The sequence below is a fragment of the Listeria monocytogenes ATCC 19117 genome (genome assembly GCF_000307025.1).
Taxonomy (GTDB): Bacteria; Bacillota; Bacilli; order Lactobacillales; family Listeriaceae; genus Listeria; species Listeria monocytogenes_B.
On record NC_018584.1, the window covers coordinates 264,202 to 281,339 of the forward strand.

Below are 17,138 nucleotides of genomic sequence, written 5' to 3' on the forward strand. Positions count from 1 at the left end.
ATCATGGCAGAAGTGAAAGAATACAAACAACTTAATGGCCTCGCGCTTGCTTACATGGGTGACGCAGTTTATGAAAAATTTATTCGCGAATATTTACTTGCTGCTGGAAAGACAAAACCGAATCAGTTACACAAAACGGCGACAAAATTCGTTTCTGCAAAAGGGCAAGCTGTGGCGCTAAAAGCTATGATTGCGGAAGGTTTTTTGACGGAAGAAGAAGATAGAATTGCAAAGCGTGGGCGTAATGCCAAGTCGTATACAGTGCCTAAAAATACTGACCCTGGAACTTACAGTATGTCCACATCTTTTGAAGCAGTGCTAGGTTATCTTTACTTAGCCGGTGAGTTGGATCGTTTACAAGAATGGATGGAAAAGGCGCTTGAAATAGTAGAAAAAGGAGTGGAAACCAACTAATGGAACAAGAAAATGAGCAAGAGTGGATTGGCGGGAGAAATCCTGTTCTTGAAGTATTACGATCTGATAGAGATATCCATAAAATATACGTGCAAGAAGGTTCACAAAAAGGCGTATTAAAACAAGTCTTAACATTAGCGAAAGAACGGAAAATCCAAGTTCAATTTGTACCCAAACAAAAAATTGAAAAAGTAGTGAGTGGAGCGCATCAGGGTGTTGCAGCTCAAGTGGCGGCTTATCAATATGCGGAGTTAGACGATTTATTCGCTGCTGCTGAAGCGAAAGATGAAATGCCATTTTTCATTATTTTGGATGAATTAGAAGATCCACACAACTTAGGATCAATTATGCGTACAGCAGATTCTGTTGGAGCACATGGGATTATTATTCCGAAACGTCGTTCTGTAGGTTTGACGCAAACTGTAGCCAAAGCAAGTACTGGGGCGATGGAATATGTACCAGTGGTTCGCGTGACGAATATGGTACGGACAATGGAAGAACTACAAAAACGCGGGCTTTGGATTTTTGGAACAGATGCGAAAGGTAGTAGCGATTACCGGACGATGGATGTGGATATGCCGCTTGCTATTGTTATTGGTAGCGAAGGGTTTGGCATGAGCCGCTTAGTACGTGAAAAATGTGATTTCCTCGTTCATTTACCAATGCGTGGAAAAGTTACATCACTTAATGCATCTGTTGCAGCTAGTTTGTTACTTTATGAAGTTTATCGGAAACGTTTCCCTCTGGAGAAATAAAGATGGAACAAATTCTGCTTGTTGACGGATATAATGTGATTGGGGCATGGCCAGAACTTAGTTTCTTAAAAGATCGTGATTTGGAAGCGGCAAGAGATAAACTTGTTGAATGGATGGCGGAATATCAAAGTTATACAGGATATCGGGTTGTGGTCGTTTTTGATGCACAGTTTGTCCGGGGCGTGAAGCGTAAAAGTAAGAAGTATCAGGTAGAAGTCGTTTTTACGCATGAGGATGAAACGGCAGATGAGTACATCGAACAAAAAGCGATTGAATGGAAAAACGTGCGGACGCAAATTATGGTAGCAACATCTGATTATACAGAACAGTGGGCTATTTTTGGACAAGGAGCACTACGAATTTCATCCCGAGAGTTACTTTTTGAAATTCAAGAAATGAGTAAACAAATCGGACAGAAAATCAAGCGAATTCAGGAAGAAATGCCGAAATCAAACCTTAATCTGGATTCTGATGTCATTTCACAGCTCGAAAAGTGGAGAAGAGGCGAGGAGTAAGGGATTGACGGTATGTTTTTGACTATGTATAATGGAGCAACCATAGAAGAAATCCTGTCGTAAAGGAGCCGATTAGCCTAGTGGATAATTCAGTGAACCAAGAAGAACTTGCGATGCTTGAACTAGCGAGAAGCGGTGATACAGAAGCGTTAGAATATTTTTTCAGTAAGTATCAGTCTGTTATTTACTGGAAATCAACCCAATATTTTCTGCAAGGTGCGGAGCGGGACGATTTAATTCAAGAAGCGATGATTGGCCTTTTCAAAGCAATTCGGGATTACGATAAAACAAAAGAAGCTTCTTTTCGATCTTTTGCAGAAATGTGTATTAACAGACAGCTTCTTTCGGCGGTGAAGCGGGCGTCTAGACAGAAGAATATTCCGCTTAATAATTCTGTTTCATTAGATACACCAATAGCTGAGGATGATATGGACTGGACTTTATTAGACGTGATTTCCGAAAAAGCAGCCGAAACCCCAGAAGACTTTTTAATCAAAAACGAAGATTTAACGCATGTAGCGCGTCAACTAGAACAAGTCACAAGCGAATTTGAAAAAGAAGTATTAAAACAATATTTAGAAGGTAAGAGCTATCAAGAAATGGCGCTTTTCTTCAACAAAAAAGAGAAAGCAATCGATAATGCCTTACAACGTGTAAAAAAGAAAATGATGAAACAGCTAGAATGAAAAAACAATTGACTAGCTAAGAGCCAGATGTTATATTTATATGGATGAAATGTGCCTATTTTTTGGCATGGCATATTTAATGATTGCGGAGTTGAGATAATTTATGAAGAAGAAAACATCCCTCGCTTGTTCTGAGTGTGGTTCAAGAAACTATACAGTCAATGTTAGCGGGACGCAGAAAGAAACGCGTTTAGAAGTGAAGAAATTCTGCCGACACTGCAATAAACATACATTACATCGAGAAACAAAATAGACGATATGGAGGTTTTGGTATGTCTGCAATAGCAAGATTCTTTCGGAATGTTTCATCCGAAATGCACAAAGTTACGTGGCCAACTAGAAAAGAACTTTTAACCTACACAGTAACAGTAGTTATTACAGTAGTTTTATTTGCTTTATTCTTTATGTTAATTGATTTCGGTATCGAACAAATTATTAAACTTATCGTGTAGTGCTAGGAATTTTACAAAGATAATGATATACTATTACTTGAGACAAAACCCGTACAACTTTCGGGTTTTTTATTTTGGATTATACTAAAAGGAGGATGGCGGCAAAATAGGATTGCTGCCAACTAAATAATGGAAAAAAATTGGTATGTAGTTCATACTTACTCCGGTTATGAAAATAAAGTCAAAGCAAACTTAGAAAAACGTGTAGAGTCAATGGGCATGTCAGATAAAATCTTCCGCGTTATCGTACCGGAAGAAGAAGAAACAGAAGTGAAAAATGGTAAAACAAAAACAATTAAACGTAAAGTTTTCCCTGGTTATGTACTAGTAGAAATCGTTATGACAGATGATTCTTGGTATGTAGTTCGTAATACTCCAGGTGTTACAGGCTTCGTTGGTTCAGCAGGTTCTGGATCAAAGCCAACACCATTACTTCCAGAAGAAGCAGATCGCATTCTTAAAAGCATGGGCATGGTTGAAAAACGTGCAGAAGCTGACTTTGAAATTGGTGAAACAGTTATGGTCAAAGAAGGACCATTCGCTGACTTTTCCGGTAAAGTGGACGAAATGGACAACGACAAAGGTAAAGCGAAAGTCATGGTTAACATGTTCGGACGTGAAACGCCAGTCGAAGTGGATTTCAACCAAATCGAAAAACTTTAAAATGTGCAACCTCTACATTATTTGTGGAGGTTGTTTTATTAGGGAGGCGACAAAATGGACAAAGCAAAGCAGATTTATCTGGAATTTAAACGAGAAGCCGATTTTTTAGAGCTCGATTTCCCGTTGTTTTTAGGTGACGGGCCAGGTTTTGGCGAGCTTTGTATGGATTATAGTGAACAAGATGGCTATATGCTCTATGGTTACGAACGTGGCAAACGAAATAGTGAATTTAAAACAACAGACTTTGACGAATTTAAATATGAGGTTTTCTTGCATATTTGTTGGTATATGGGAATGGAGTTTGAACTGCGCCACCGGAAAGAAGACATGCGGCACGACGATAATATTTTAGAAACAGACACCAGAAAAATCGCTTTTGAAAAAACATTACAACTACTAAAAATGGTGAATCCGGCATGGATAGATAAAGCAGCACAAGGTTACACGGCGTATTTGAATTTATGGCGTGAAAATAAAAATGTTTATTTCGATAAAGAAGCAATGGAATTTAAAGTAAATTCATAAAATAATCTTGCAACTACACATTTAAAATGGTATCATATATAAGTACGTTTTTGACGTATGTTTTAACGTGGGAGGGGAAATATCAGCCCCAGTCAACCACATCACGGACTTAAGGAGGTATGTCTCGTGGCAAAAAAAGTGATTAAAGAAGTTAAACTTCAAATTCCAGCAGGTAAAGCAAATCCTGCACCTCCAGTTGGACCTGCATTAGGTCAAGCTGGCGTAAACATCATGGGATTCTGTAAAGAGTTTAACGCTCGCACAGCCGATCAAGCTGGTCTTATTATTCCTGTTGTGATCACTGTATTTGAAGACCGTTCGTTTACGTTCATCACTAAAACTCCACCAGCAGCTGTATTACTTAAAAAAGCAGCTAAAGTGGAAAAAGGATCCGGTGAACCAAACAAAACAAAAGTTGCATCTGTAACTCGCGCTCAAGTACAGGAAATTGCTGAAACAAAAATGCCAGACCTTAACGCTGCAAATGTTGAATCTGCAATGCTAATGGTTGAAGGTACTGCACGTTCTATGGGTATCACTATCCAAGACTAATCGTGTGTTTCACAATTTGACAATTAAGGAGGAAAAGAAATGGCTAAGAAAGGCAAAAAGTATCAAGATGCTTTAAAACAAATTGATGCAAACAAAGTTTACACTGCAGAAGAAGCAGTTGAACTTGCTAAAAAAATTGACTTCGCTAAATTCGATGCAACTGTTGAAGTAGCATTCCGTCTTGGCGTTGACCCTAAAAAAGCGGACCAACAAATCCGCGGTGCTGTTGTATTACCAAACGGTACTGGTAAAACTCAACGCGTATTAGTATTCGCAAAAGGTGAAAAAGCTAAAGAAGCTGAGGCTGCTGGAGCTGATTACGTTGGTGAATCTGAATTCGTTGAAAAAATCAACCAAGGTTGGTTTGAATTTGACGTTATCGTTGCTACACCTGACATGATGGGTGAAGTTGGTAAATTAGGCCGTGTCCTTGGACCAAAAGGTTTAATGCCAAACCCTAAAACTGGTACAGTAACTATGGACGTAACTAAAGCAGTTAACGAAATTAAAGCTGGTAAAGTAGAATACCGTGTTGATAAAGCTGGTAACGTCCACGCTGCAATCGGTAAAGTATCTTTTGATGCTGCTAAACTAGTAGAAAACTTCCGTACTGTGAATGACGTTCTACAAAAAGCAAAACCTGCTGCTGCGAAAGGTACTTACGTGAAAAATCTTTCCGTAACAACTACTTTCGGACCTGGAATCAAAGTCGACCCAGCTAGCTTATAAAATTTAACTTGACCAGCCCCTTGTCTTTTGATAAGATAGGCTAGTTGAAACAATCAAATATCCTTACCGTAGACAGTTGGCGCGTTTATCGCTTAAATTTGCCACCCGAGGGATTTCTTTTGAAGTGTGCGTCCGCGTGCATTTTACAAAAACCTCTGATGTCTACGGTGTCAGAGGTTTTTTGTTGCTGATCAAACGGAACTTGTGTCTGTTTAATTAGATTTAATTGTTGGACGGAGGTGGAAAAATGAGTAAAGTTCTTGAAGCTAAACAAAGTGCAGTAGAAGAAATTAAAACAAAATTATCAGCTAGTGCGTCTACAGTAATTGTTGATTACCGCGGCTTAAACGTTGGCGAAATCACTGAATTACGTAAACAATTGCGTGATGCTGGTATTGAGTTTAAAGTTTACAAAAACTCACTAACTCGCCGTGCTGTTGAAGCTAACGGTTATGAAGGTTTAGAAGGAGCACTAACTGGTCCTAACGCAATCGCATTCAGTAATGAAGACGTAGTTGCGCCTGCGAAAATTCTTAACGATTTCGCTAAAGATCATGAAGCACTAGAAATCAAAGCCGGTGTTATTGAAGGTAAAGTTGCTTCTCTTGAAGAAATTAAAGCACTTGCAACACTTCCATCACGCGAAGGATTGCTATCTATGCTTTGCAACGTACTTCAAGCTCCAGTTCGCGGTCTTGCTATCGCTACTAAAGCTGTTGCTGACCAAAAAGAAGGACAAGAAGCATAATCTGTTCTACCCAGGGGAAACCCTACAAACAAATCTCGGTTAAATCCGAAAAAATTATATTATTGGAGGAATTTCAAAATGGCTTTAAACATTGAAGAAATCATTGCTTCCGTAAAAGAAGCATCTGTATTAGAACTTAACGATTTAGTAAAAGCAATCGAAGAAGAATTTGGCGTAACTGCTGCAGCACCTGTAGCTGTAGCTGCTGCTGGTGGCGCTGCTGCTGAGCAAACTGAATTCACTGTAGAACTAGCTTCTGCTGGAGATTCTAAAATCAAAGTAATCAAAGTGGTTCGTGAAATCACTGGTCTTGGCTTAAAAGAAGCTAAAGAATTAGTTGATAACGCTCCTAAAGCTCTTAAAGAAGGCGTTGCTAAAGAAGAAGCTGAAGAAATCAAAGCTAAACTTGAAGAAGTTGGCGCTAACGTAGAAGTTAAGTAATTAACTTAAAGACCTTAGATACTTGTTATCTAAGGTCTTTTTTATTGCAATTAATCAAGTTTAAGATGAGTTACCAAAAATGCTACATCCGAGTAAGATTTTATGCTAAAATAGCTAGAGATACGAAAGGAAGGTGCGGTTCTTGACTAACAATCATTACTACACAAACGACGAAACAATTAAACACAACCGAAAAACATGGCAAGTGATGTTAAAAGGTTTTAATATGAGTTTTACAAGTGACAATGGCGTGTTTTCCAAAAATACGGTCGATTTTGGTTCGAAATTATTGATTGAGTCTTTTGAGTTAGAAACGAAAATAGGAAAAATCTTGGATGTTGGTTGTGGCTATGGTCCGATGGGGTTAACGGTAGCGAAAGCGTTCCCTGATAGCCAAATTGAAATGGTGGACGTTAATTTGCGCGCACTGGAACTTGCGAAAGAAAATGCGGAAATCAATAAAATTACGAATACGCATATCTATGAAAGTTCGGTTTATGATAGCGTAACTGCGAACGATTACCAAGCGATTATTAGTAATCCGCCAATTCGTGCAGGGAAAAGAATAGTTCATGCGATTTTAGAAGGTGCTTACGATCACTTGCAAGAAACCGGAGAACTTTGGATTGTTATTCAAAAGAAACAAGGCGGCCCATCTGCTGAAAAGAAAATGGAAGAAGTTTTCGGCAACGTTGAAACAGTGGCAAAAGATAAGGGCTATTTTATTTTCAAAAGCGTTAAAAATTAAGTTGTATCAAGTGCGGAAACGTGCTAATATAGAAATACATTTTACCAAGAAAGGACTGAGGGATATGCTTAGAATGAAAAATATACTAGAAAAAAACAACCAATCAAGACAGAAGATAATAGGTATTTCTTTAACGTTCCTGCATAGCCAACCGGTGTCTTTTCAAGGTAGCGTCCGTTAAAAGTTACGTCCTTCAATCTTTCTTGATTGAGGGACTTTTTTTTACCTAAAAATAAATTTGAAAGAGGTGAGTCGAATGACAATAGGAGAACTGGAGAATTTTAACAGCTAGGAAGAGAAGCGGAGATTTTCATTTCTCTATTAAACAGAAAATGAGGAATAGAAATGCTAACATTAAAAGGAAAATATAACGAAGCGAAAGTTTTTACAGATAATGTGGACGACAATACCATCGGGCAAATTATTACGCTGTGTAATCAACCGTTTGCGAAGGATAGTAAGATTCGGATCATGCCCGACACGCACGGTGGTAAAGGTTGTGTGATTGGAACGACAATGACAATTCAAGATAAAATTGTACCGAATTTGGTTGGAGTAGACATCGGTTGCGGACTGTATGTAGTGAAACTAAAACCTGGCAAGTTAAAAATGGACTTTGATAAGCTAGATAAAGTTATTCGCGAACGAGTGCCATCTGGAAGCAAAACACACGATAAGCCTGTAGATGAATTTGATTTGGAAGGTATAGTTGCGCCAATTCATCGCGGCTGGGTAGCTAGAAGTATAGGGACGCTTGGTGGCGGGAACCATTTTATTGAAGTGAATCAAGGCTCTGATGGTATTTACCTTGTAATCCATAGTGGAAGTCGGGTGCTTGGTAAAGAAATTGCAGAATACCACCAAGAAGTAGCTTATAAAAGATTAGACATATTGCGTAAAGAATTGAAATTAGACGCAACTGCTGCGAAAAAACGCGGCAATTTAGAAATGGCCAACAACTTGAACGGTGAGCGTGAGCAAGTGAAATTGGATTATGACTTATCCTATGTGACGGGCTCTGATTTAAACAATTATTTAAATGACATGGAAATTGCACAAAAATTTGCAGCGCGTAATCGTTACGTCATGGCAGAAACTATTTTAAAAGCGATGAAGTGGGATAAAGCAGTTGTTTCAGCGTTTGATTGTGTGCATAATTACATTGATATTGATAACCACATGCTTAGAAAAGGTGCGACATCTGCTCAGCTTGGAGAGCAAATTATCGTTCCACTTAATATGCGCGATGGCAGCATTCTTGCAACGGGTAAAGGAAATGCAGATTGGAATTACTCGGCGCCGCACGGGGCGGGAAGGATGCTAAGTCGTTCTAAAGCAAAAGCGCAAATCAGTTTAGAAAGCTATCAGGCAGCAATGAAAGACGTTTGGACTACTTCTGTTTCTAAAAAAACAATTGATGAAGCTCCAAAAGCCTATAAATCTGCTAAACAATTACTTGCTGATGTAGAAGATACGATGGAGATTCAAGAAATAATTAAACCGTTATACAATTTCAAAGCATGATGGAAAAGAAGCAGCATATATTACTATTTGCTGCTTCTTCTTTTTGTTGTTAGAGTAGTGTTATAAGGAAATAAGTTCTCACTTTTTCTGTAATCTGATATAATAAATTAAAATAGATGAATTTGAAATTTTAGGGAGATAGATATGAATAAAGTGACGAAAATTGGAGATGTAGCAGAGAAAACGGGCTATTCTATAACTACTATTTCTCGAGCAATTAATGGTAATCCAAATGTTTCAGATAAAACAAAAAAGAAAATTTTTGCTGCGATGAAAGAACTGAATTATTATCCTAATAATATTGCTCAACAATTTCGAGGGCAGGGGACTAAGATGATTGGTGTTGTGATTTCCTTTATAACCAATCCTTTTTTTGCGTACCTTGTTGATGCGATTGAACGCTATCTATCTCACAGAGGGTATCAGGTTGTCATGTTGCAAACTTTAGAAAATCCTGCAAAAGAATTACAATTTATCGAGATGTTACAAAAGAAACAGCTAGATGGATTGATTATGGCTAACTTAGAAAATGATACAGAAGAAATTAAATCACTCGTTGAAAGTGGCAAAATTGTTCTTTGTAATCGTTATCTGGGAAATGAAAATTTGACGATTATTAACATTGATGAAACGAAAGCGGCTTATCAAGCAACGAATTATTTAATAAAGTGCGGTTATAAACGCCTTGCCTACTGTACTGGTGGTATTAAAAATAAAAATGATTACCGTTTTAAAGGATTCATGCAAGCTGTAACAGAAAATGGACTTTCTTTTGATGAATCATTGTATTTTGAGAAGTTATTAACCATTAAAGATGGCGAAGAGCTTCTAGTTAATATTTTAGAAGAGAAATCTACTCTGCCGGACGCAATTTTTTCAAATGGTGATACGGTTGCTGCTGGGATATTATATGCTGCAAAAAAATACGGGATAGCAGTGCCAGAGGAGCTAGGAATCATAGGTTTTGATAATCAACCTATAGCGGAAGTTCTGAATCCGGCGTTGACAACTATTGAACAACCAATTAAAGAACTTGGTGAATATTCGGCGCAAGTTCTATTGGCTAATTTACAAGGAACGAGTGTGCCGGTAGCGCCAGACCTTGAAACAAAACTAATAATAAGAGAGACTACCAAGTAAATTCTCTCTTATTATTTTTATGAAAACGGTTGACATTTTATAAGATAATTGATATTATTTTTACGATATATGAAACCGCTTAAACTAAAATGACAACCGGTTGTCATTTTAAGTGAAGATAAGGAGAATGTTAAAGTATGAAAAAGTTACTTTTGTCCATCAGTATTATTGTCGGTTTAAGTTTGTTGGCTAGTTGTGGTGTAGAAAAGGAGTACAAGCCAGATATAAAAGTAAACGAGAAAAATGTTTCTTTAAAAGTTTGGGTGGATTTAAATCAGGGAGATTTTTATAGGAAAGTAGTAGATGATTTTAAAAAAGATCATCCTGATAAAAATTATGACATTACGGTTATTGAATCTGAATCTGGGCGAGCACAAGAATATGTTCAGAAAGATCCAGAAGCTGCGGCGGATGTATTTATAACTCCGAATGACCGTCTAGGACAACTGGTAGAGTCTGGTGCGGTTTACCAATTGACAAAGTATACAGATGATATTAAGAAAAATAATACACCAACCTCCATTCAAGCTGCTACATATCAAGATAAAATGTATGGTTTCCCTGTGACGGCGGAAGCGATGTTTATGTATTATGATAAGCGCGTTTTTTCAGAGGATGATATTAAAACTTTTTCTGGAATAACGTCTAAAGGGAAGCTCGGAATAAATCTTGCGGAAGCTGGCGCGGATTATCGTGAAACACCTTGGTTTATTGCAAATGGTACATATCTTTATGGTGAGAACGGCGAAGATCCTTATGGGACAACCTTTAACACTCCAGAAGGCGTCCAAGTATTGAACTGGATTGGTGAGCTGAAAAATAATCCTAATGTTGTCGCTGTAAATGCAGATGAGATTAGTGCGCTTAGATCCGGTAAAATAAATGCCGTTTTTAGTGGGGTTTGGAATAAAGATGCGATACGAGAGGTTTTAGGTGAAAATATGGGAGTGGCAGTATATCCGAAGGCCGATTTTGGAAGTGGTCAGGTAGATATGATGGCTTTCCAAGGAAGCGGGATATACTGTGTGAACGCATTTACTAAATCGCCATTAGATGCGATGGAACTAGCTGATTATATTACTAATGCGGATGTGCAGGAAAAAGCTTTTAAAGAGTTAGGGAAAATTCCGAGCAATTTAGAGGCACGAACTAGTTCTACAGTAGAAAAGGACGATGTGGCGAAAGCAGTTATTGATATGACATCCGGAAAGCACTCCGTTTTAATGCCGAAAATACCTGAAATGAACGTTTTTTGGCAACATATGAACCCGCTATTAGTAGATACTTATAAAGGCAAGATTAAGAAAGAAGATTATCCAGAGGCGCTCGATAAATTAGTCAAAGATATTACACCAGCGAAATAGGAAAGTAGGTTAAGTATATGATGGTTAAGAAGAATTATTTTAATATTTTTAAGAATGGTTCTGTTTCTACGAGATTATCTTATGTAATTATGGGGGCTGGTAATTTGGCCCATAAGCAAATTGCGAAGGGACTTCTATTTCTTTTTAGTGAACTTGCTTTCTTGTTTTTCCTTGTGTTTTATGGCATTACCTTAATTCAAGGTATGGCGACATTAGGGACAGTTAACCAATCGTGGAATTTTGATAAGAGTTTAGGTATTATGGTTCGAACACCGGGCGATAATTCCATGCTGATGCTAATATATGGGATTATGACAGTTGTTATTTGTGTACTATTTCTCTTCTTGTACCTTGCTAATATTAGAAGCGCTTGCCAGGTGGAGGGCTTCCAGCGGGAAAATAAAAAAATCCCAACATTTAAGGAAGACTTAAAGAGTTTGCTAGACAATAAATTTCATGTAACTTTACTGACGATCCCGATGATTGGGGTTGTGGTGTTTACGATAATGCCACTTGTTTATATGATTTCTTTGGCTTTTACCAATTATGATCATGAACATTTACCGCCAAGGAATTTATTTGGATGGGTAGGATTTGTTAACTTTAAAAATGTGCTAAATGGTGATATTTCCAGTACGTTCTTTCCGGTGCTTGGATGGACACTTATTTGGGCGCTTTTAGCTACTGCTACTTGTTTCTTTTTTGGCGTATTGCTTGCACTTCTTATTAATCATAAGGGTGTTAAATTCAAAAAGTTTTGGCGCACTATCTTTGTTATAACTATGGCGGTACCTCCGTTTGTGTCACTTCTCGTAATGCAGAACTTGTTGCATGCAGCAGGACCGCTTAATACGATGTTACTTAATTGGGGAATTATAGCTGAGCCGATACCATTTTTGACAGATGCTTTGCTAGCAAAGGTATCCGTCATATTTGTCAATATGTGGATTGGGATTCCGGTAACTATGTTAATCGCCACGGGGATTTTAATGAATCTACCGAAAGATCAATTGGAAGCGGCGCGAATGGATGGAGGTAACAGTTTTCATTTATTTAGATACATAACTTTCCCTCAAATCTTAACGGTGATGTTGCCAAGTCTGATTCAACAATTTATTGGCAATATAAATAACTTTAATGTGATCTATCTCTTGACTGGTGGAGGACCTTCGAATAGTAACTTCTATGGTGCTGGGGATACGGATTTGCTCGTGACATGGCTTTATAAATTAACAGTAGAAGCTGCGGATTATAATTTAGCTTCGGTTATTGGGATTGTAACATTCATTCTTAGCGCGGCATTCTCGTTATTTGCCTACACACGTACAAATTCTTATAAAGAAGGGAGCAACTGAAATGAAAAGAGCTACAGTATGGCCTAACCTATTGTTGATAGTGCTCGGGTGTATCTGGATATTCCCGATTATCTGGATTGTTTTGACAGCTTTTAGAGCGGAAAGTGGACAATTTGTTTCGTATATCTTTCCGAAAGAATATACGCTAGATCATTTTGCGTACCTATTTGAAAATCATGAAAATTTTCCTTTTATGTTATGGGTTAAAAATACAATGATTGTTGCGGTGTGTTCCTGTTTATTGAGCACTTTTATAACCGTTTCGATGGCTTATGTGTTATCTAGACTTCGCTTTAGATTTAAAAAGACAATGTTAAAAACAGCGCTAGTTTTAAATATGTTTCCTGCTTTTATGAGTATGATAGCAGTTTACTATATTTTAAAAGCATTTGGATTAACGCAATCTCTAACGGCGCTTGTGTTAATTTATTCATCTACAGCTGCATTAACTTTTTATATTGCAAAAGGATTTTTTGATACAATACCAAAATCTTTGGACGAATCGGCAATGATGGACGGGGCGACGAAATTAAGTATCTTTACAAAAATAACTTTACCAATGTCTAAGCCTATTATTGTATACACAGCTTTAATGGCATTTATGTTGCCTTGGATGGATTTTATTTTTGCTAAAGTGATTATGGGAGACAATGTGCCTAAATATACAGTGTCGATAGGTTTATATTCCATGTTGAATCAAACAACGGCAAATACAATGTATACAACGTTTGCGGCTGGCTGTATATTGATTGCGGTACCAATTACAATACTGTTTATTTATTTGCAAAAATATTATGTTGAAGGCATTACAAGTGGTGCTGTTAAAGGATAGGAGATAGATTAATAGTGGAAATAACAGAAACGAAAGAATGGTGGAAAGAATCGGTAGTGTACCAAATCTATCCGCGTAGTTTTCAAGATTCAAATGGGGATGGTATTGGAGATATTAGAGGAATTATAGAACGACTTCCTTATTTGAAAGATTTAGGTATTAATGTGATTTGGCTTTGTCCGGTCTATAAATCACCTATGGATGATGGTGGTTATGACATTTCTGATTACTATGAGATTGATCCAATGTTTGGAACGATGAGTGATATGGATGAATTAATTGAGAAGGCAGAAAAATTAGGAATAAAAATATTGATGGATTTGGTGGTAAACCATACATCTGATGAACATGAATGGTTTGAAAAAGCAATAGCTGACCCAAAAAGTAAATATCGAGATTATTATATTTTCCGAGAGGGTGTAAATGGAAACCCGCCTAATAATTGGCGTTCTTATTTTGGGGGATCTGCGTGGGAAGCCGTACCAGGTGAGGAAAACATGTTTTACCTACATGCTTTTTCTAAAAAACAGCCAGATTTAAACTGGGAAAACATTGTAGTGCGTAATGAATGTATCCAAATGATTAACTGGTGGCTTGAAAAAGGTTTAGGTGGCTTTAGAATTGATGCTATTTTAAATTTGAAGAAAAGAATTGAGTACGGTACTTTCCCAGCGGACGGGGAAGATGGCTTGGTTTTCATCGGTCATTGGATTTTAAATCAGCCGGGAATTGAAGAGTGGCTCAAGGAGATTGACGAACGGACATTTAAAAAACATAATGCATTTACTGTGGCTGAGGCGGATGTGCCTGAAGAAAGACTTTCTGAATTTATAGGTGAAAATGGTCATTTCCGTATGGTGTTTGATTTTAGCTATACAGATATTGATACTCCTGAAACAGGCGAATGGTTCAAGAATTCAGAATGGACAGTAAAAGAATTAAAAGAGAAAATAATTACCAATGAACTGGTGACACAGCGAAATGGTTGGGGGGCAAAATACTTAGAAAATCATGATCAACCGCGTTCGATAAATAAGTATTTACCTCAAGAATACCAAGATGATCGTAGCAAAAAAATGCTAGGCACGTTATTTATGATGTTGCACGGTACGCCGTTCATTTATCAAGGACAAGAGATTGGCATGAGTAATACTCGGATGGAAAGTATAGATGATTATAACGATATTGCGACGCACGATCAATACCATCGCGCAATTCTCTCTGGAATGAGTCCGGAAGAAGCACTTGAAGGAATGTATCGGCGTAGTAGGGATAATTCAAGAACACCGATGCAATGGAATAATCAAAAGAACGCTGGTTTTTCCGACTCAGATGAAATTTGGTTGAAAGCAAACCCTAATTACCTTGATATTAACGTAGAGCAGGAACAAATCGATGATAATTCCGTATTGAATTTTTATAAGAAATTAATCCAGTTAAGAAGTGATTCTAGTAAATATAAAGAAGTGGCTGTTTATGGAGAATTACTGCCAGTAGAATCAAGTGATGAAGTTATTGCTTACAAACGTAAAACAGATGACGCTGAGCTCTTAATCATCGTGAATTTTTCTGATTCTGAAAATCAATTATGCATTGAAGGTAATTATGAACAGGTACTTGCTAATGTAGCGTTGCCAGAAATGGTAGAAAATGTCCTTGAAATACCTGCATATACAGGTGCCGTTTTCTCAAGGGTTTTGGAGGTAGACTGATTGCAAATTAAAAATAAAGCTATGTTAATTACTTATTCTGATAGTTTAGGGAAAAATATGGAAGAATTATCCAAGGTGATGGAAACTTATTTTGAAGATGCTGTTGGCGGGATTCACTTATTGCCGTTCTTTCCATCCACTGGAGATCGAGGGTTTGCGCCAAGTGATTACACAACAGTAGATAGCGACCTAGGTTCTTGGGAAATAATCGAGAAATTAGGCGAAAAGTATTATTTAATGTTTGATTTTATGATTAATCACATTTCTCGCGAATCACTCTTCTTTCAAGATTTTAAAAAAGAGCATTTAAACTCAAAGTATAAAGATATGTTTATTCGTATCAATGATTTCTTTCCTCCGGGTAGACCAAATGAAAAAGACTTAGATTTAATTTATAAGAGAAAAGATAAGGCGCCTTTTCAAGAAGTTGAATTTGCTGATGGGGGAACGGAATTAGTTTGGAATACTTTTGGGGAAGAACAAATTGATTTAGATGTGACAGCCGAAGTTACAAAAGAATTTATTCGTCAAACGATAAAAAATATGGCTGCACATGGTTGTTCTATTTTGCGTCTTGATGCCTTTGCTTATGCAATTAAAAAATTAGATACAAATGATTTTTTTGTAGAACCGGAAATTTGGGATTTACTGGATGAAGTGAAAGCAGAAGCGGCCAAATATGACATGGAATTATTACCAGAAATTCATGAACATTATTCCATCCAAATGAAAATCGCGAACCATGATTATTATATCTATGATTTTGCGTTACCCATGGTGATGCTGTACTCGTTATATAGTGGCCGAGTGGAACGTTTAGCTAAATGGTTAGAAATGAGTCCGATGAAGCAATTTACTACTTTAGATACGCATGATGGCATTGGCGTTGTGGATGCACGCGATTTATTAACAGATGAGGAACTCGATTATACTTCAGCAGAATTATACAAAATAGGAGCTAATGTTAAAAAGATATATTCCTCTGAAAAATATAATAACCTGGATATTTATCAAATTAATAGTACCTATTATAGTGCTTTGGGTGACGATGATAAAAGTTACTTGTTAGCGAGAGTAATTCAATGTTTTGCGCCGGGGATTCCGCAAATTTATTATGTTGGTTTACTTGCTGGCAAAAATGATATTGACCTTTTAGAGGAAACAAAAGAAGGGCGTAATATTAATCGTCATTACTACACAATAGATGAAATTAAAAATGAAGTAAAAAGACCAGTTGTTAAAGCGTTGTGCAATTTACTGAGGTTTAGAAATACTTCTGAAGCGTTTGATTTGGAAGGAAGTATAGAAATTGAGACACCTAGCTCAAATGAAATCGTTATTATTCGCAAAAACAAAACAAATAAAATTACAGCGACATTAAAAGCAAATTTAAGTACTAAAACATTCCAAATCAGCGAAAATGAAAGAAATATTTTAATTTAACATTTTATAAACACGAATGAGCCTCTTCGTTCGTGTTTATTTCTATTTTCTATTGACATTGGCTAATGGTTATTGTATTATTATATAATGCCAAAAGAATCGAAACTGTTTTTTTGTGTTTATTATTAAGCGAAAATGCTGTCGGAAATCAAGCATTTGCAATCGATTTTGGCAAAATAGAAGACATAGATGTGGCTTTCAAAAATACAAAACGGTATAAACTTTTTCCGTCTTGTACTGACACTTTTAAGGAAAATTATTTTCTAGGGAGTTTCAGCAATATGAAATCCGCTTTCTTTTTGTCTAAATAGAATATTTTTTGTACGAAAGTTCCACTTATGTTAACTCTGGAAATGCTTCTTGGATGCGTGTTTGCAAGCCAAGATTAGAAACAAAAAGGAAAATTTTGATGCACGGTGTTTAAGCCAGTATATTTTGCACGTAGCAAAAAACTGCTAGCGTCTTAAACCTCGGATACGGAAGGTTCCATTGTTTTCGCAACCATAATTAACAAGTGTGCTTATAAATTTTTTAATTAAT

Annotated in this window: 21 protein-coding genes and 1 other annotated feature; all 21 genes read left to right on the plus strand. The window is 37.0% G+C overall.

Going from position 1 to position 17,138, the window contains the following annotated elements; genetic code table 11:
- Window positions 1–3: 3 nt before the first annotated feature.
- Window positions 4–414 (plus strand): Mini-ribonuclease 3, encoded by a 411-nt coding sequence (locus LMOATCC19117_RS01335; protein WP_003731085.1) that lies wholly within the window; start codon window positions 4–6, stop codon window positions 412–414.
- Complete coding sequence (rlmB, locus tag LMOATCC19117_RS01340; RefSeq protein WP_003724085.1) at window positions 414–1,169, plus strand: 23S rRNA (guanosine(2251)-2'-O)-methyltransferase RlmB; 756 nt, start codon at window positions 414–416, stop codon at window positions 1,167–1,169. Before LMOATCC19117_RS01335 ends, rlmB begins: the two co-directional genes overlap by 1 nt.
- 2 nt (window positions 1,170–1,171) lie before the next feature.
- Window positions 1,172–1,684 (plus strand): NYN domain-containing protein, encoded by a 513-nt coding sequence (locus LMOATCC19117_RS01345; RefSeq protein WP_003726877.1) that lies wholly within the window; start codon window positions 1,172–1,174, stop codon window positions 1,682–1,684.
- An 80-nt stretch (window positions 1,685–1,764) separates the two neighbouring features.
- Window positions 1,765–2,370 carry an RNA polymerase sporulation sigma factor SigH gene (locus LMOATCC19117_RS01350; protein WP_003728080.1) on the plus strand — a complete coding sequence of 202 codons (606 nt, stop codon included), beginning with the start codon at window positions 1,765–1,767 and terminating at the stop codon, window positions 2,368–2,370.
- 103 nt (window positions 2,371–2,473) lie between these two features.
- The gene (rpmG, locus tag LMOATCC19117_RS01355) at window positions 2,474–2,623 is read left to right on the plus strand and encodes a 50S ribosomal protein L33 (RefSeq protein WP_003728079.1); all 150 of its coding nucleotides are present in this window, start codon (window positions 2,474–2,476) and stop codon (window positions 2,621–2,623) included.
- A gap of 19 nt (window positions 2,624–2,642) precedes the next feature.
- Window positions 2,643–2,822 (plus strand): preprotein translocase subunit SecE, encoded by a 180-nt coding sequence (secE, locus tag LMOATCC19117_RS01360; RefSeq protein WP_003726895.1) that lies wholly within the window; start codon window positions 2,643–2,645, stop codon window positions 2,820–2,822.
- Window positions 2,823–2,951: 129 nt separating this feature from the next.
- On the plus strand, window positions 2,952–3,485 hold the full coding sequence (gene nusG, locus LMOATCC19117_RS01365) for a transcription termination/antitermination protein NusG (protein ID WP_003726896.1): 534 nt from the start codon (window positions 2,952–2,954) through the stop codon (window positions 3,483–3,485).
- A gap of 54 nt (window positions 3,486–3,539) precedes the next feature.
- Complete coding sequence (locus tag LMOATCC19117_RS01370) at window positions 3,540–4,010, plus strand: immunity 63 family protein (RefSeq protein WP_003728077.1); 471 nt, start codon at window positions 3,540–3,542, stop codon at window positions 4,008–4,010.
- A gap of 126 nt (window positions 4,011–4,136) precedes the next feature.
- Window positions 4,137–4,562 (plus strand): 50S ribosomal protein L11, encoded by a 426-nt coding sequence (gene rplK, locus LMOATCC19117_RS01375; RefSeq protein WP_003718336.1) that lies wholly within the window; start codon window positions 4,137–4,139, stop codon window positions 4,560–4,562.
- A gap of 39 nt (window positions 4,563–4,601) precedes the next feature.
- Window positions 4,602–5,291 carry a 50S ribosomal protein L1 gene (rplA, locus tag LMOATCC19117_RS01380; RefSeq protein WP_003726838.1) on the plus strand — a complete coding sequence of 230 codons (690 nt, stop codon included), beginning with the start codon at window positions 4,602–4,604 and terminating at the stop codon, window positions 5,289–5,291.
- A gap of 48 nt (window positions 5,292–5,339) precedes the next feature.
- Window positions 5,340–5,483 (plus strand) — a sequence feature (ribosomal protein L10 leader region).
- 55 nt (window positions 5,484–5,538) lie between these two features.
- Window positions 5,539–6,039, plus strand: a complete 501-nt coding sequence (rplJ, locus tag LMOATCC19117_RS01385) for a 50S ribosomal protein L10 (RefSeq protein ID WP_003723030.1) — start codon at window positions 5,539–5,541, stop codon at window positions 6,037–6,039.
- 78 nt (window positions 6,040–6,117) lie between these two features.
- On the plus strand, window positions 6,118–6,480 hold the full coding sequence (gene rplL, locus LMOATCC19117_RS01390) for a 50S ribosomal protein L7/L12 (protein WP_003726839.1): 363 nt from the start codon (window positions 6,118–6,120) through the stop codon (window positions 6,478–6,480).
- A gap of 142 nt (window positions 6,481–6,622) precedes the next feature.
- Entirely contained in the window at window positions 6,623–7,228 is a 606-nt protein-coding gene (locus tag LMOATCC19117_RS01395) for a class I SAM-dependent methyltransferase (RefSeq protein WP_003731083.1), read from the plus strand.
- Between the two features lie 345 nt (window positions 7,229–7,573).
- Window positions 7,574–8,752 carry an RtcB family protein gene (locus LMOATCC19117_RS01400; protein ID WP_003728075.1) on the plus strand — a complete coding sequence of 393 codons (1,179 nt, stop codon included), beginning with the start codon at window positions 7,574–7,576 and terminating at the stop codon, window positions 8,750–8,752.
- A 144-nt stretch (window positions 8,753–8,896) separates the two neighbouring features.
- Window positions 8,897–9,892, plus strand: a complete 996-nt coding sequence (locus LMOATCC19117_RS01405; protein ID WP_003724186.1) for a LacI family DNA-binding transcriptional regulator — start codon at window positions 8,897–8,899, stop codon at window positions 9,890–9,892.
- Window positions 9,893–10,029: 137 nt separating this feature from the next.
- Window positions 10,030–11,256, plus strand: a complete 1,227-nt coding sequence (locus LMOATCC19117_RS01410; RefSeq protein ID WP_003734533.1) for an extracellular solute-binding protein — start codon at window positions 10,030–10,032, stop codon at window positions 11,254–11,256.
- Between the two features lie 17 nt (window positions 11,257–11,273).
- Complete coding sequence (locus LMOATCC19117_RS01415) at window positions 11,274–12,611, plus strand: carbohydrate ABC transporter permease (protein ID WP_003724188.1); 1,338 nt, start codon at window positions 11,274–11,276, stop codon at window positions 12,609–12,611.
- A gap of 1 nt (window position 12,612) precedes the next feature.
- Window positions 12,613–13,443, plus strand: coding sequence for a sugar ABC transporter permease (locus tag LMOATCC19117_RS01420; RefSeq protein ID WP_003723041.1), 831 nt, complete (start codon window positions 12,613–12,615; stop codon window positions 13,441–13,443).
- A gap of 14 nt (window positions 13,444–13,457) precedes the next feature.
- Window positions 13,458–15,155, plus strand: a complete 1,698-nt coding sequence (locus LMOATCC19117_RS01425) for an alpha-glucosidase (protein WP_014929013.1) — start codon at window positions 13,458–13,460, stop codon at window positions 15,153–15,155.
- On the plus strand, window positions 15,156–16,598 hold the full coding sequence (gene gtfA / locus LMOATCC19117_RS01430; protein WP_003741344.1) for a sucrose phosphorylase: 1,443 nt from the start codon (window positions 15,156–15,158) through the stop codon (window positions 16,596–16,598).
- 65 nt (window positions 16,599–16,663) lie between these two features.
- Entirely contained in the window at window positions 16,664–16,909 is a 246-nt protein-coding gene (locus tag LMOATCC19117_RS01435; RefSeq protein WP_003728071.1) for a hypothetical protein, read from the plus strand.
- The last annotated feature ends 229 nt before the right edge of the window (window positions 16,910–17,138 follow it).

Excerpts from the sequence above, each read along its gene's own strand:
- LMOATCC19117_RS01435 (WP_003728071.1), top strand. The coding sequence starts at position 16,664 with ATGGTTATTGTATTATTATATAATGCCAAAAGAATCGAAACTGTTTTT.
- LMOATCC19117_RS01420 (WP_003723041.1), top strand. The coding sequence starts at position 12,613 with ATGAAAAGAGCTACAGTATGGCCTAACCTATTGTTGATAGTGCTCGGG.
- LMOATCC19117_RS01400 (WP_003728075.1), top strand. The coding sequence starts at position 7,574 with ATGCTAACATTAAAAGGAAAATATAACGAAGCGAAAGTTTTTACAGAT.
- LMOATCC19117_RS01410 (WP_003734533.1), top strand. The coding sequence starts at position 10,030 with ATGAAAAAGTTACTTTTGTCCATCAGTATTATTGTCGGTTTAAGTTTG.
- LMOATCC19117_RS01345 (WP_003726877.1), top strand. The coding sequence starts at position 1,172 with ATGGAACAAATTCTGCTTGTTGACGGATATAATGTGATTGGGGCATGG.
- LMOATCC19117_RS01405 (WP_003724186.1), top strand. The coding sequence starts at position 8,897 with ATGAATAAAGTGACGAAAATTGGAGATGTAGCAGAGAAAACGGGCTAT.
- rplL (WP_003726839.1), top strand. The coding sequence starts at position 6,118 with ATGGCTTTAAACATTGAAGAAATCATTGCTTCCGTAAAAGAAGCATCT.
- LMOATCC19117_RS01370 (WP_003728077.1), top strand. The coding sequence starts at position 3,540 with ATGGACAAAGCAAAGCAGATTTATCTGGAATTTAAACGAGAAGCCGAT.
- LMOATCC19117_RS01335 (WP_003731085.1), top strand. The coding sequence starts at position 4 with ATGGCAGAAGTGAAAGAATACAAACAACTTAATGGCCTCGCGCTTGCT.
- rplJ (WP_003723030.1), top strand. The coding sequence starts at position 5,539 with ATGAGTAAAGTTCTTGAAGCTAAACAAAGTGCAGTAGAAGAAATTAAA.
- rlmB (WP_003724085.1), top strand. The coding sequence starts at position 414 with ATGGAACAAGAAAATGAGCAAGAGTGGATTGGCGGGAGAAATCCTGTT.
- LMOATCC19117_RS01415 (WP_003724188.1), top strand. The coding sequence starts at position 11,274 with ATGATGGTTAAGAAGAATTATTTTAATATTTTTAAGAATGGTTCTGTT.
- secE (WP_003726895.1), top strand. The coding sequence starts at position 2,643 with ATGTCTGCAATAGCAAGATTCTTTCGGAATGTTTCATCCGAAATGCAC.
- rpmG (WP_003728079.1), top strand. The coding sequence starts at position 2,474 with ATGAAGAAGAAAACATCCCTCGCTTGTTCTGAGTGTGGTTCAAGAAAC.
- rplA (WP_003726838.1), top strand. The coding sequence starts at position 4,602 with ATGGCTAAGAAAGGCAAAAAGTATCAAGATGCTTTAAAACAAATTGAT.
- nusG (WP_003726896.1), top strand. The coding sequence starts at position 2,952 with ATGGAAAAAAATTGGTATGTAGTTCATACTTACTCCGGTTATGAAAAT.